Raw genomic sequence first — 12,095 nt, 5'->3', positions numbered from 1 at the left:
CGGCGGCGTTCAGTTCCGCCAACTGGAGCGTGTACCGGTCGACTTCGTCGGCGGCGTCGGCGGCGTTCTGCACCACCTGGTCGTCGGACATCGCAGCGAACCCGTGGTCGGCTTCGTCGGCCTGCTCCATGGACCCGACCACCTCGGCGATACGGCCGTCGACGCGGGTGACCTCGGCGTCCGCGGCGCGCGCTGCGGCGGCGGCGGATGACGCCTTCTGCATGTACATGTCGAGGCCGAAGATCGTCGACAGGAGCTTGAATCGCTCTGCGGGCGGTGCGGACGCGAACCGGCCGTACTGCCCCTGCTCGGCCAGCCACGTCATCGTCGCGGTCTCGTACGGCATGCCGAGGAGGTCCTGCATGTACGCGGTGACCTCGCGGATGCCCTTCTCGGTGACGGCCCGCCACCCGGAACGGGTGCCCGGGTCGGCGATCATCACCTGACCGGTGGGAGAGCCGGTGCGGGGGTAGGTCCGGGAGACCCGGTAGCGGGTGTCGTCGATCGTGAACTCGACACTCACTCGGCCTTGCGGGGCGTCGGCGGAGATCGACTCGTCGATCGTCTTCGTCGGGAACTTCCCGTACAGCGCCGCGGCGATCGCGTGGACGAGCAGCGCGGACTTCCCGGCGCCGTTCTCTCCGACGCCGACGACGAGCGGGTGGCCGTCGAGGACGATCTGCTGCGGGTCGCGGTAGGACCAGAAGCCCTCGAGTTCAATCGACTGGATCAGCATGCACCTGACATGCGCGGGATAGCCGCGCACGTACCCGGGCATGACGATGACTTTCAGCCCCTCGGTTCGCCGGAACCGTGCCGGCCAGTTGTATTCGGTCGCGACCGGCCGGTGGGTCGAGGATCCCGCCGTTGCCACGGCGGGTCGATCCGAAGTGGCGCTCCTCGACGTCGACGACAGGTACGCGCAACTCATCGACGGGTGGGAGGTCGGCGAGGTCCTTGACGTTGAAGTCGGCGAAGTGCTCCAGCTGCTCGACGCGCTGGACATGGGGTCGATTGTCGACCAGTTCCGGGACGAGCTCGAGTCAGCACGGCACGACCTCCAACACTCGGACGAATCCGACCGGTGGATGGCTGAAGACGACGTCGAAGCCTGCCTGGCGCAGATCGCGACGATGGAAGGCGACGACCGGGCCGCGAAATGGGACCTTCTCCTGGAACGCAAGGTCGAACACGAGAACTACGACGACATCGTCGACTCGATCGCCGAGCACGGGTTCACCCGGCCGCTGACCGCGTTCCGTGACGATGACGGGGACATCATCTTCGGGGACGGCTGCCACCGCCTCGCCGCAGCACGCGAGCTCGGCATCGAGTCAGTCCCGATCCTTCTCGTGACGAACCGGCGGGACGCGGTCGCATCGGACAGCGGATGGTGGCGGGCGGGCGACCCCGTCGCCTGACCTTGGATGGCCGCGCACGTAGGCGTCCATGACAACCCGAAGGAACGCTGCCGGCCAGCTGTACTCGACCAGGGATGGGCGGTTCGTCGACGACCCGCGCGTCGCAGAACTCCGAGACCCGATCCCAGCACTCGATCCGGTGACCTACGCCGATTTCTACGCCGATGACGACGAGCCGGCGGCCGCCTTGTTCGGTATTCCCGACCTGATCACCGGCCCGTACGGGAAGCATGGGTACACCGTCGACGGGCGGGTCGACCGGGTGCAGTACGACGGCGACACCTCAGCCCGACATGTCTGGAAAGGTGACATCCGGGACGCTGCCGGGACGGCGGTCGGTTCGTTCCAACGGTCCTTCCTCGATGACGGCACCGTCACCCATGACGACCTGCACATCTTCGACCCGGCCGGACGCGGTGGCGGTTTCGCCACCGAGTTCAACGCGGCCGCCGAAGCCGAGTACATCCGGATGGGGTTCACGAAGATCATCACCATGGCGGTCGGGGACGGCGCCTACGTGTGGGCGAGGCGCGGCTTCGAGATCAACGACGAATCAGGGGTCGCGGGCGCTGCCCGCCAGGACGTCGCACTGGCGATGCGGAAGAAAGCTGCAGGGGAGCCGTTCTCCCTCGACAACATGAATCCGCGGAAGCTGACCGACGCGGACCGCGAACGGGTGCTCAAGATGGCAGACCAGATCGAGTTCGGCTCGAAGAACGTCACGATCCGCGACGTCGCGAACCTCAACGTCGAGGGGTTCCCGAACCTCGGCCGACAGATCCTCTGCAGCGGTGTCAGCTGGCCCGGCCGCCGAACCATCGGCGACTAGACCGATGACCTATCCGCCCTGACCGTCAGCGGACGGCCAGGACGAGCCAGTTCAGCCCCGCGACGAGCGCGGAGAGCACCGCAAGTACCATCCCCGCCCGCCAGCGAAGGTCTTGCTTCCGCAATGACCGAACGGCGTAGACAAGGAATGCAGTCGCCGCGCTCATCAACACTGCGGTGAACCAGAGGTCCGGTAGATCCCGTGGGAGCATCGCTGAGGTGCTGGGAACACCGAAGAGGGAGGCCCGCGATATCGCGACACGGAAAATCCCGAACACGAACCAAACCCCAGCAAGCACCGTCCCGATGACAAATGCGATCCAGCCTAGGCTGCGGAGAGTGCTGCCCGCGTCAGGATACTTTTCCAGGTCAGTCACGGAGCTCCTCGGTACTAGGCGTTAGACCATCTTCCTCGAACGGGCAGAGTGGGGCTACGCGGCCAACGCCTCTGCCGCGTCGACAAGCGTCTCCGGTGCGATGCCGGCCGGGGCGTTCAATTCCGCCCACTTCTTCAACGCCGTCATCGGATCCACCTTCTCGGGGAGGGCGACCTTCTTCGTCTCGGCACGAGGCTTCGGGCGCGCCTTCGTGTCCGCGAGGGTGGCGCCGGCGGCAGCGATCGCCTTCCGGATCTCGCGGGGCACCTCTGGGGCGCCGGTGACAAGTTTCACCTGGACGAGGTCCTTCTCGGCGACCGTGTCGAGCACCTGCTCCCAGTCCTCGGCTTCGAGGTCGATCGACACCATCCGGCGGGCCGGTGTGCCGATGCGTTCGACGTCGAGGGCTCCTCCGTCGAGGGTGACGAAGTTCCCGGCCTTCTCGTCGGGCATGTCGGTGAAGGTGATCCGGTTCGGTGATCCGGCGTACCAGTACCGGTCGCCGAAGTGCTGTGGGGTGTGGATGTGACCGAGCGCCCCGTACTGGAACGGCAGCTTGTTGAGCTCAGCGATCGGGAGTACCGGTTCGGAGAACAGGTGCGCGAGGTCCATCTCGGACCCGCGTCGGAACCCTTCGGTGACCGCGTCGATGCGGAGGTGGTCGACCGTGACGTGGGACGCCATGATCAGCGGCGCGTTCGGGTCGGCCTGCCCGGCGAGCTCTTCGAGCTTCCGGATGCCGTACTCGGCGACGGCACGGTCACCTTCCGCCGCGGACAGGTCGGTGAGTTCGAGCTCGTTCAGGACCCGGTTCTTCGACAGCCAAGGCAGCGCAGCGATCTGCGCACCGTTGTCGAGGCGGATCAGCTGCGGGTCGGAGGCGATCACCACGGTGCCGCCCTTGGCGCGGAGCATCTCCGCGACCACGTGGATGACGGTGCGGTGGTCGGCGGGCACACCGGTGAGGTGGTGGTTGCCGTCCAGGAGGATCACGGGGATCTTCGCATCCGCGAGCGGCGTGAGCGCTTCGACGAACATGAGCAGCGCTTCCTGCGACGGACGGCCGGTCTTGAAGTTGTCACCGGCGGACAGGAAGAACCCGGCGCGGCGTTCCACGGCCTCCTCGGCGAGGAAACGGAGCACACGGTAGTTCGACTCCCAGGCGGTGTTCCGCCCGGTGACCGGGTTGATGGTGCCGTGGGCGTCGGAGTCGATGTGCTCGTCGCCGGTGTGCATGAAGGTGATGCTGCTCATGGTGCGTTCATGCGCGGGTTGGAGGTCAGACGGCGGCGTCGAGCGCTTCGTCTTCTTCGAGGTCGACGAGCTGGCAGACGGATGTGCCGCCTTCGTCCTCCCATTCGACGTCGAACACCGCGGCGGGCGCGCCTTCGAGGAGGCCTGCGGCGGCAAGCTCGGCCGCTTCGCGAGGGCTGGAAGCTTCCACCTCGGCGGTGTACGTGACGGAAAACAGGGTCATCGGGTACCTCTACCTCTCATGATCGGACTGACGTGCGACGTTTCCTTGCAGCCGGCCCGGCGTCGTCGGCATCAGACGGCGGCGGTGGCCGGCTCGACCGCGTAGTGGTGGTACCACCGGCACGTCCCTTCGCGGGGAGCGAACCGGTTCGGGCCCCACCATGTCGACTGCGCAGACGCCGCCATCCCCTGGCGGACGAACGGGGCGTCGTCGTGCACGGTCGTGCACTGCTCCCGTGGCGGAGCGGCGTCCAGGCCGACATGCTCCGGGCATCGGGTCGGGCCGACAGTCCACCCCAACGAGGCGAACTTCGCGGCGATCTCCGCGTCGGTGAGGTGGTCGTCGACGGTGGTGATCCGCTGGTCGCAGAGGAAGCAGTCCGCGAACGCGCTCACGAGGCCACCATCACGACACCGTCGCCGGAGCAGTGGGCGCAGACGGCAGGCTTCTGCACGTCGATCTGCGCGACGATCGCGTCGACGGTCCGGTGGAACTCAGCGATCGCCGCGGCCTTCGACTTGGCGGGGATCGTTTTCGCGAACGGGATCTCGAAGGAGAACGACTGGGTCGACACCCCGAACTGCTGCTTCCGGCGCTTGTCGGTCCGGAGGAGCGGGAAGGTGCGGCGGTCCTCGAATTGGAGGGTCACGCTGCCCTTCACGAGTCCGCTCTTGTGCTCATGGGTCCACACCTTCACGTGTGAAGGCAGCCGGTCCTCGACCATCTTCACCAGCCGCTCCGAGAACCCCACGAGCGCGCCGGGCACAGCGTCGCCGAACCACTCACCGAACACGAGGTACGCCGGTGACGGCGCCCACGTGAACGACGGGTCCGGGTCGAGCGTCGACGCGGGGTCAAGGAGGTTGGCGGGGAAGTCCTCGAACCCGGTCAGGTCGATGGTCTTGACGACGTGCTGCACCCCGGCGATCTCAGCCTTGTACCAGCTGGCGGCGTTGTAGTGGCCGTCCTCGTCGTAGCCGAACGGTTTCGCGAACGCATCCCAGGCGTCTCCGGGCACGGTGTCGGGCAGGTGCGGGTTCTCGCTGCGGCACACCCACGTGGTGACGGCCGCCGTGGTGTCCTCGACGCGGTACGCCACCTCGGTGAGGGCGGCGGGGACGATCAGCAGTTCACCGCGGGTGCCCATGGAGCGGCGGACTTCGACACCCTCGGTCACCCAGTCGGTGCGGCCCCAGGCGCCTTCCAGCACACGCCCCGGGAACGGGTACAGCATGCGCCCGTCGGCAGCTACGGCCCGGAACCTCTTTGCTTCGCTCATGACAGCGTCATGCGCGGGTGTCGCGAAGCTCCCAAGCGAACCGGCTCACCGCGTCGTCCGCGATGTCCGCGGTGATCGTGTTCTGGGCGGGGTGCCCATCGATGACCTTCGACGCTCGTACTGCGCGGGCGACCGCGTCGGAAAGGATGGACTCGAGGTGGCCGCCGAGCGTGAACGGTGCCGTGCTGATGGTGTCGGCATGCGTGCACGGCCACGGCCCCCCGCACCACTGGCACCCGTCGATCTCCGCGCCCGCAGCCGGCGTGATCGGACCGCGAGGGTGGAGCGCGGCGAGCTCCGCCACCTTCGCCTCGGCGGCGACTCGTGCGCGCTCAGCCTGTTCGAGGGCGGTGGCCGTCTGGAGGAGCAGTTCCTTGGTGCGGATGCCCTCCGGCGTCGCAGGCAGCATCGTGATGTGAATGTCGTGGTGAGCGGCGGCGATCAACTTCTCGATTTCGGGTGCGGTCACACCCATCCCATGCGCGGCTCCGATGTCGGTGCGATTCGTTACGGTATAACGGATCGCAACGGAGGGAAGTCCCACGTGAAAGGCATCAACCCGTACACGCCCGGCGCCGGCACCCGCCCGGAACCTCTCGGCGGCCGCGACCAGCAGGTCGCGATCGTCCGCAGCCTCGCCGACCAGGTCGACGGCGGCCGCGAAGCAAACCCGATCGTATTCATCGGGCTTAGAGGTGTCGGGAAGACGTCCCTGCTGTACGAGATCCGCGACATGCTCCGGCAGCGCGGCTGGATGGCCGGGTACTACGAGGTCCGACGTGACGTCGAACCGGGGCAGGCGATCCGCACGATCGTCACCGACTCCGCGAACGAGCTGCCGAACAGCAAGCTCCGTGCAGCGCTGCCCGGCGCTCTCGCCCGCATCGGCGGTATGAAACTCGCGCTCGGCCCTGCCGGGGTCGGTTTCACCGTCGACACCCGCGCAACCGTCCCACCGGATCCGTACGACGACCTGGTCGGGTTCCTCCGATCGCTCGGGAAGGTCGCGAAAGACCACGGCACCGGTGTGGCGATCATCGTGGACGAGCTGCAGGTGTTCCGGAAACGGGACCTGGCGATCCTCATCCAGGCGCTCGGCGCGCTCCGGGACCTGCCGATCATGTTCATCGGCGCCGGCCTTCCGTACCTGCCGGCGGAGATGTCGAAAGCTAACACGTACACCGAACGGTTCCGGTTCGAACGGCTCGACTACCTCACCGCGCAGGACGCCCGGGAGGCGATCATCGCCCCGGCGTTCAAGCAGGGCGTCACCTGGGACTCCGCGGCCGCCGACCGTCTCGTCGCCGAATCCGACGGCTACCCGTACCTCGTGCAGCTGTTCGCCAGCGAATCGTGGAACGCCGCGTCGGGCGACACGATCACCGAGAACGCTGCCGGGCAGGGGCTCACCGTCGCCCGGCGACTGCTTGACTCCGGCCTGTACGCAGCCCGGTACGAACGTCTCAGCGAAGGGGAGCGGCAGTACGTCGACGCGATGGCTGAGCTCATGCCGAGAACCGGGAAGCGGGTCGGATCGGGGGCGGTTGCCGCTCACCTCGGGAAGACCCTGAACGGGCTCGGGCCGGTCCGTGACCGGATCATCCGCAAGGGCGTCATCCACTCGCCGACCGCCGGGCAGCTCGAGTTCTCGGTCCCCGGTTTCGTCGACTACGTCCGCCGCAGAAACGCTTAGGAGAACGCCAGGTCGCGGAACCTCGCGACGGTGATCCTCCGCCATTCAACGGCGTCCTCATCATCCTCGCCGGAACCCCGTGGGAACACCGTCTGCCGGTCCGGGTCGTGCGCTGCAGCGCGGACGTCGACGATCTCTGCCGCGGTCGCCGCCGTCGTGAACCTGCGGGTAAGGAGGGACTCGTGGAGGCCTGACTCCGCCGCCAGGACGATCGTCGCTTCCATCCCAAGGATGCTCTCAGGCATCACCAGCTCCTGCTCGGTCGCCCACCCTGTCGCTGGGACCACCGGGATCGCCAAGTAGAACCCGTTCAGCTCCGCTGTCACCAGCACAATCGCCTGCACCTGCCCGTCAGCGCCGGCACCCCACAGCTCGCCGGCGCGGGGTGAACCATCCGGGACGCGGGCGAGCTCAGCCTTGACCGCGTCGTTGAACGGCAGGTCGATCGACTCGAGGGGCATGCCAGGAAGACATGCGGCGGCGGTCAGCGGGCCGCGACCTGGCGGGCCCGGTCCAGATCCTCTTCGCTCTGCGCGGTACCGCCAGTGTTGACGAGGAGGAACATCTCGGCTTCCTCCTCAACGGACCCGACACGAACTTCGATGGTCGGCAGCATCGCACGGTTCTGCACGAGCCTCTGTGCGCGGAGCGCCAGCCCGGCGAACCGGACGTATGAGCCGTCTTCCGTTTCTTCGGTCTGCTCCACGTCGCCCGGCTCGAACCATGACGCCGGTACGGCGAGATCGCCTTCGAACCATGCGAGCGCGGTTTCCACGCGCTGCTTCCCGTCGACGAGCGCCGTCCACGGATCGTTCACGGTGATCCCCGGCCAGTCCCGTCGCACGTTGATGATGACGGCCGGGACCGGCAGCCCCATCAACCACGACTTAACGAGAAGCCGGCGCTGGTCGATGGACCACGTCGGAGGTCGCTGATACTCCGGGGTGACGTCGAGGTAGTTGCTCTGCACGTCCTCCACGTAGGCGATCGCACGACGCTGCTCGCCCTGCATAGACAGGTGCCGGATCGGAGCCTCGGTCTGGAGGGTCTTCTTCACGGGCAGGTCATGCGCGGGGGAGAGGGACACCTCCGCGACCGTCTGCGGCTTGGGGTCTGAGCCGTTCAGGATGGTCGATCCAGCCTTGGTGCGGAACCGGTTGTCACTCATGCGCCCTAGGTGCCCGGCGGCTCACCGAGCTCGCGCGTCAACCAGGAACGGTACTCTGCGAGCACTTCCGTTGCGGGCCGGTTGACGGTCACAGCCTGCGACAACAGCATCTCGAGCGCGAACCATGCCGCCCCGGCCGCCGAAGCGTTGTGCCAGCCGAGCGACAGCCGGATCGTCCCCGACGGCACGGACCGTCCCGTGGAGAGGCTGAACACGCGATCCAGGACCGCCCTTCCGACCTGCCGAAACGATGAGCGGGCCGCGTCGACGTACCGTGGGTCGGGGTGCGCCGGCGTCCACCCCTGGCCGCGCGCCATCGCGTTCAACGTCAATGAGACGGGTGCAGGGTTCGAGCCGTACGCGGCTGACTCGTCCGCGTTCATCGCAACGTTTGCCGAGAACAGGAAGCACGACTCCACCACCTCCGCTGCAGGGAACACCTCCAACGCCTTCGACAGAGCCAACTCGAGCTCGTCGTTCAGCGCACCTTCGACCAGGGCGATCGCCACGCCCACCGTCACGGTCACAGGTCAGCCGCCAGCTTCGCGAACAGGTCATCCCATGTCGGCCGGGTGTCGGGCAGCGGGTGAAAAGGCGCGTCGCCTTCACGGAAGAGATGGCTGGCGCGGGCGGGATCCCAACCGGTCGCCGCCGAACCGGCTGCCGACGCGGTCTCCCAGCAGGCGCCGCAACCGAGGCACTCCATCCATCCGTCGATGACGGTGACGACGCGGCGGCCGCAGGAGCAGCCGAACTCCGTCGGTTGTGGCGGTACGGTCTCGCATTCGAAGCACAGCCCGTCGTCGAGGTCAGCGCCGCAGCAGATGGTGAGCAGGGGAGCGGTGGCGCCGTCGCCGACCCATACGAGCGTTGCGTCACGCACGGGTGGCCCCCTTCCGGGACTTCCGCGGCCGGGACTTCCGTGCAGCGGCCCAGGCGCTCTTCTCAGGCTTCACGTCGAGCCACACGTCAGGGACTTCCGGGTTCGTGCGCAGGAGATTGACCAGTGCGGGACGGCCGAGGATGAGCAGCTCGCGCGCGGCGCGCTGCACGATCGACGGGTGCGACGCAACCCGCTCGCGCATGTCGTCGTCGCCGAGCTCGGCGAGGACGACTTGCAGGTCAGGGTGGATCGGCTCGGCCCAGTCGAACTCAGCCGATACCGGGTACGGCCACTCGAGGGGCTCCTGGAAGGTCTCCATACCCGTTCCTGTGCGGACCGCCTCGAACCGGCTGGGATTGCGGGCACCCGCGCATGGTCTTGTCGGCCGCCCACCTACGGAGACTGAGATGACTGACACACTTGCGCTACCGGCGCCGACCACGACCGACTACCCGAACACAGCCCTCTTCGACGAGACCCGCCTGTTCGACTTCCAGAACGAGGCTCCAGAGCCCGCCGATCTGCCCGCGCCGACGAAGGCGCCGAAGCAGGTACGCCGGTTCAAGCAGATGGACACCGACCGGATGTGGTACGTCGTGTCATGCCTCGTCATCGTCGTGCTCGTCCTCGCCGCGTCCATCCTCTGGTCGTTCAACGCGATCGTCGCGATGAGCGGATGGATGGCACCGAACAACGAACTCCGATGGCTGCCGGCCGTGTTCCTCGACATGGCGATCATCGGCTACACCGCGATCAACGCCGCGCTCCGAGCCCGCACCGTCGTGAACCAGAAGGCGGTCCGTCTCGTGCGCGTCGGCCTGATCGTGTCGACCATGTTCTCCGTCATCGCGAACGGCACCCACACCCTCGATTTCTGGAACGACAACCTCACCACCTACCAGGCGATCATCGGCGTGGCGTTCTCGTCCGCGATCCCGCTGCTCGCCCTTCTCGCCACCGAAGTCTTGATCCTCTTCGCATTCGTCGACCCGGACGGTGACGACGAAGCGGCTCGCCTCCGCAAGGAGATGAAGGAAGCCCGCCGCGCCAACCGCCGATTCGGGCTCACCACCGCGACGACCGGCAACGCCCGCTTCTTCGAAGGTGTCAAGTGAACGACTTCGACGCCGAGTTCGGCGTGACCACCGAGGTCCAGATCCCCAACGACTTCGCCAACATCGACGAGGAGGCGTTCGAAATGCCCGCACCCTTCACCCGCGAACCACGACCGGAGGGCATGTCCGACGACCGCATCCACACCGGCCCGATCAGCGTGTCCGGGTCGCCTCGAGAGATGGCGCTGGCGCGGCTCTCGAACAAGGACTCGTTCCGCGACTCGGAGGCGCAGCGCGCAGCCGCACAACTGTGGGCGACCCTCGAAGTCGCCGAAGCGACCGACCGGCAGACATCGGCGATCGAACGTCAGACCCGTGCACTCGAGGAAGCGAACCGACTCACCGTGCTCGCTCTCGCCGAGCAGCGGAAGGCGAACCAGCTGTCGTTCTTCCACATGTCGCCCGACCAGTTCGTGGTCCGTGCGGCGGCGCCGGTCGTCGACGCTGACGGCGGTGAGCACCCGGCGCTGTACACGCAGGTCCAGTTGAGCCTCGGCATCGTCGGAGAGCAGCAGTGAGGCAGGCGGTTCTCGAGAAGCCGTCCCGGCTCCGCCGTCCGACGCTCGGGCTGCACCCGACGTCCGGGCGCATGCAGTTCGAGGTGGCGGTCGACGCTGACGGCAGCAGCACCCGGTCGGTGAAGTCCGGGGTCGACGGCGTCGGCACGATCAAGCAACTGCTCGACGTCGCCGGCGTCACCGAATGGGCTGACCTGGCCGGCGCACGAGTCGTCGCCCTCATCGAAGGGGAGAGGGGGGACGTGATCGGGTTCCGGTCCGCCGCCGACCCCGATGTGCGGCTTTCCCTCATCTGACCTGCGGCAACGCAGGAAACCGGCCCGTGGCAGTGGTGCTGCGGGCCGGTTTCGTGTGTCCCCACTTCGGGTGTGAATCACCAAAAGGGGAATGCCGGAGGTTCCCGCGCATGTTGTACTTGTCATCAACCGGATGACAAGTCAGGAGATTAGACACGGTGATCACCTTCCACGCGAAGTCGCACGGATACCACATCCGCTCGACCCTGCAGTCGTTCAAGTTCCCCGGCGGTGAGTGCCACCTCAAGGGCCACCCGCCCGTCGACGAGGTCCAGACCTACGCGATCATCCGCGGAGCCGACGCCAACGAACTCCTCACCGCACGCATGTGGGTGGAAGCCGCTCGCCAACTCGACAACACCGGCGAGCTCACCCTCTACATCCCATACCTCCCCGGCGCACGCGCCGACCGAGGCACCCCGTTCGGTGCCAAGGACTACGCCGACCTCATAAACATGATCGGCGCCGACAAGGTCGTCGCCTTCGACGCCCACTCCGAGATCATGCCCGCCCTCGTCGACAACCTCACCGTCGTCGGCAGCGCCCGCACCATCCGGAACGCCGTCACCAGCCGCAGCCTCGGAACCGGCCGCTACACCGGCGTCATCGCCCCCGACAAGGGCGCCGTCTCCCGTGCCGCCGAAGCAGCAGCCGCCCTTCACCTCCCGCTCTACCGAGCCGAGAAGAACCGCGACTTCGAGACCGGGAAGATCCTCGGCATCACCTGCGAACCGCTCCCTGAAGACGGCACCTACCTCGTGGTCGACGACATCTGTGATGGGGGTGGCACCTTTGCGGCGCTCGCCCAGGCCACCGGCCTCCACCGTGACCGCCTCGGCCTCTACGTCAGCCACGGCATCTTCAGCGGCAACGCCGCAGCACTCAACGAGCACTACTCGGAGATCATCACCACCGACTCCCACCCCGGAGCCCACAACCCCGACGTCGCAGCCCGCGTCGTCCCCATCCTCCCCAACCTGATCGGAGCCTGACCCATGACCGCCGCTGTCCCCACCCTCACCCGCCGCATCACCAAGCCG

The 12,095-nt window shown here is 67.3% G+C and carries 19 protein-coding genes; 7 read left to right on the top strand and 12 right to left on the bottom strand.

Annotated elements, in window-relative coordinates; translation table 11 throughout:
* Window positions 1-736 (bottom strand): AAA family ATPase (locus GH736_RS09455; protein ID WP_159602487.1); only part of this gene is annotated, 736 nt, incomplete at its 3' end.
* A 154-nt stretch (window positions 737-890) separates the two neighbouring features.
* On the opposite strand from GH736_RS09455, the gene GH736_RS09450 reads away from it, so the two are divergent.
* Window positions 891-1,421 carry a ParB N-terminal domain-containing protein gene (locus GH736_RS09450; protein WP_159602484.1) on the top strand — a complete coding sequence of 177 codons (531 nt, stop codon included), beginning with the start codon at window positions 891-893 and terminating at the stop codon, window positions 1,419-1,421.
* A gap of 28 nt (window positions 1,422-1,449) precedes the next feature.
* Entirely contained in the window at window positions 1,450-2,250 is an 801-nt protein-coding gene (locus GH736_RS09445) for a hypothetical protein (protein WP_159602481.1), read from the top strand.
* Between the two features lie 25 nt (window positions 2,251-2,275).
* Here GH736_RS09445 and GH736_RS09440 read toward each other — a convergent pair whose 3' ends face one another.
* The 6 genes from GH736_RS09440 to GH736_RS09415 form a co-directional block, all read right to left on the bottom strand.
* Window positions 2,276-2,626, bottom strand: coding sequence for a hypothetical protein (locus GH736_RS09440; RefSeq protein ID WP_159602478.1), 351 nt, complete (start codon window positions 2,624-2,626; stop codon window positions 2,276-2,278).
* A gap of 54 nt (window positions 2,627-2,680) precedes the next feature.
* Window positions 2,681-3,880 (bottom strand): metallophosphoesterase family protein, encoded by a 1,200-nt coding sequence (locus GH736_RS09435; RefSeq protein ID WP_159602475.1) that lies wholly within the window; start codon window positions 3,878-3,880, stop codon window positions 2,681-2,683.
* A 25-nt stretch (window positions 3,881-3,905) separates the two neighbouring features.
* Complete coding sequence (locus GH736_RS09430) at window positions 3,906-4,103, bottom strand: hypothetical protein (protein WP_159602472.1); 198 nt, start codon at window positions 4,101-4,103, stop codon at window positions 3,906-3,908.
* A gap of 71 nt (window positions 4,104-4,174) precedes the next feature.
* Complete coding sequence (locus tag GH736_RS09425; protein ID WP_159602469.1) at window positions 4,175-4,498, bottom strand: hypothetical protein; 324 nt, start codon at window positions 4,496-4,498, stop codon at window positions 4,175-4,177.
* Window positions 4,495-5,382 carry a hypothetical protein gene (locus GH736_RS09420; RefSeq protein WP_159602466.1) on the bottom strand — a complete coding sequence of 296 codons (888 nt, stop codon included), beginning with the start codon at window positions 5,380-5,382 and terminating at the stop codon, window positions 4,495-4,497. The genes GH736_RS09425 and GH736_RS09420 overlap by 4 nt, the downstream gene beginning before the upstream one ends.
* 7 nt (window positions 5,383-5,389) lie before the next feature.
* Window positions 5,390-5,851, bottom strand: coding sequence for a hypothetical protein (locus GH736_RS09415; protein WP_159602463.1), 462 nt, complete (start codon window positions 5,849-5,851; stop codon window positions 5,390-5,392).
* A gap of 75 nt (window positions 5,852-5,926) precedes the next feature.
* Between GH736_RS09415 and GH736_RS09410 the strand changes: the two genes are divergently transcribed.
* On the top strand, window positions 5,927-7,075 hold the full coding sequence (locus tag GH736_RS09410) for an ATP-binding protein (RefSeq protein ID WP_159602460.1): 1,149 nt from the start codon (window positions 5,927-5,929) through the stop codon (window positions 7,073-7,075).
* Here the strand turns inward: GH736_RS09410 and GH736_RS09405 are convergent.
* The 5 genes from GH736_RS09405 to GH736_RS09385 form a co-directional block, all read right to left on the bottom strand.
* Window positions 7,072-7,536 (bottom strand): hypothetical protein, encoded by a 465-nt coding sequence (locus GH736_RS09405; protein ID WP_159602457.1) that lies wholly within the window; start codon window positions 7,534-7,536, stop codon window positions 7,072-7,074. The two genes, GH736_RS09410 and GH736_RS09405, sit on opposite strands and share 4 nt — an antisense overlap.
* Window positions 7,537-7,559: 23 nt before the next feature.
* The gene (locus GH736_RS09400; protein ID WP_159602454.1) at window positions 7,560-8,132 is read right to left on the bottom strand and encodes a DUF262 domain-containing protein; all 573 of its coding nucleotides are present in this window, start codon (window positions 8,130-8,132) and stop codon (window positions 7,560-7,562) included.
* A 116-nt stretch (window positions 8,133-8,248) separates the two neighbouring features.
* The gene (locus GH736_RS09395) at window positions 8,249-8,770 is read right to left on the bottom strand and encodes a hypothetical protein (RefSeq protein WP_159602451.1); all 522 of its coding nucleotides are present in this window, start codon (window positions 8,768-8,770) and stop codon (window positions 8,249-8,251) included.
* Complete coding sequence (locus GH736_RS09390) at window positions 8,767-9,126, bottom strand: hypothetical protein (RefSeq protein WP_159602449.1); 360 nt, start codon at window positions 9,124-9,126, stop codon at window positions 8,767-8,769. The genes GH736_RS09395 and GH736_RS09390 overlap by 4 nt, the downstream gene beginning before the upstream one ends.
* Complete coding sequence (locus GH736_RS09385) at window positions 9,119-9,445, bottom strand: hypothetical protein (protein WP_159602446.1); 327 nt, start codon at window positions 9,443-9,445, stop codon at window positions 9,119-9,121. Before GH736_RS09385 ends, GH736_RS09390 begins: the two co-directional genes overlap by 8 nt.
* Window positions 9,446-9,533: 88 nt before the next feature.
* On the opposite strand from GH736_RS09385, the gene GH736_RS09380 reads away from it, so the two are divergent.
* From GH736_RS09380 to GH736_RS09365, 4 genes are all read left to right on the top strand, one after another.
* Window positions 9,534-10,241: a hypothetical protein gene (locus GH736_RS09380; RefSeq protein ID WP_159602443.1), complete on the top strand. Its 708-nt coding sequence runs from the start codon at window positions 9,534-9,536 to the stop codon at window positions 10,239-10,241.
* Window positions 10,238-10,759: a hypothetical protein gene (locus GH736_RS09375; RefSeq protein ID WP_159602440.1), complete on the top strand. Its 522-nt coding sequence runs from the start codon at window positions 10,238-10,240 to the stop codon at window positions 10,757-10,759. Before GH736_RS09380 ends, GH736_RS09375 begins: the two co-directional genes overlap by 4 nt.
* On the top strand, window positions 10,756-11,055 hold the full coding sequence (locus GH736_RS09370) for a hypothetical protein (RefSeq protein WP_159602438.1): 300 nt from the start codon (window positions 10,756-10,758) through the stop codon (window positions 11,053-11,055). The genes GH736_RS09375 and GH736_RS09370 overlap by 4 nt, the downstream gene beginning before the upstream one ends.
* A gap of 158 nt (window positions 11,056-11,213) precedes the next feature.
* On the top strand, window positions 11,214-12,047 hold the full coding sequence (locus GH736_RS09365; protein WP_159602435.1) for a phosphoribosyltransferase family protein: 834 nt from the start codon (window positions 11,214-11,216) through the stop codon (window positions 12,045-12,047).
* The last annotated feature ends 48 nt before the right edge of the window (window positions 12,048-12,095 follow it).

This window comes from Agromyces humi (genome assembly GCF_009720255.1).
Taxonomy (GTDB): domain Bacteria; phylum Actinomycetota; class Actinomycetes; order Actinomycetales; family Microbacteriaceae; genus Agromyces; species Agromyces humi.
Note: the sequence above shows the minus strand (reverse complement) of the source record. Positions and strands in the feature narration are given on the sequence as shown.

Excerpts from the sequence above, each read along its gene's own strand:
- GH736_RS09445 (WP_159602481.1), top strand. The coding sequence starts at position 1,450 with ATGACAACCCGAAGGAACGCTGCCGGCCAGCTGTACTCGACCAGGGAT.
- GH736_RS09435 (WP_159602475.1), bottom strand. The coding sequence starts at position 3,880 with ATGAGCAGCATCACCTTCATGCACACCGGCGACGAGCACATCGACTCC.
- GH736_RS09430 (WP_159602472.1), bottom strand. The coding sequence starts at position 4,103 with ATGACCCTGTTTTCCGTCACGTACACCGCCGAGGTGGAAGCTTCCAGC.
- GH736_RS09420 (WP_159602466.1), bottom strand. The coding sequence starts at position 5,382 with ATGAGCGAAGCAAAGAGGTTCCGGGCCGTAGCTGCCGACGGGCGCATG.
- GH736_RS09405 (WP_159602457.1), bottom strand. The coding sequence starts at position 7,536 with ATGCCCCTCGAGTCGATCGACCTGCCGTTCAACGACGCGGTCAAGGCT.
- GH736_RS09385 (WP_159602446.1), bottom strand. The coding sequence starts at position 9,445 with ATGGAGACCTTCCAGGAGCCCCTCGAGTGGCCGTACCCGGTATCGGCT.
- GH736_RS09380 (WP_159602443.1), top strand. The coding sequence starts at position 9,534 with ATGACTGACACACTTGCGCTACCGGCGCCGACCACGACCGACTACCCG.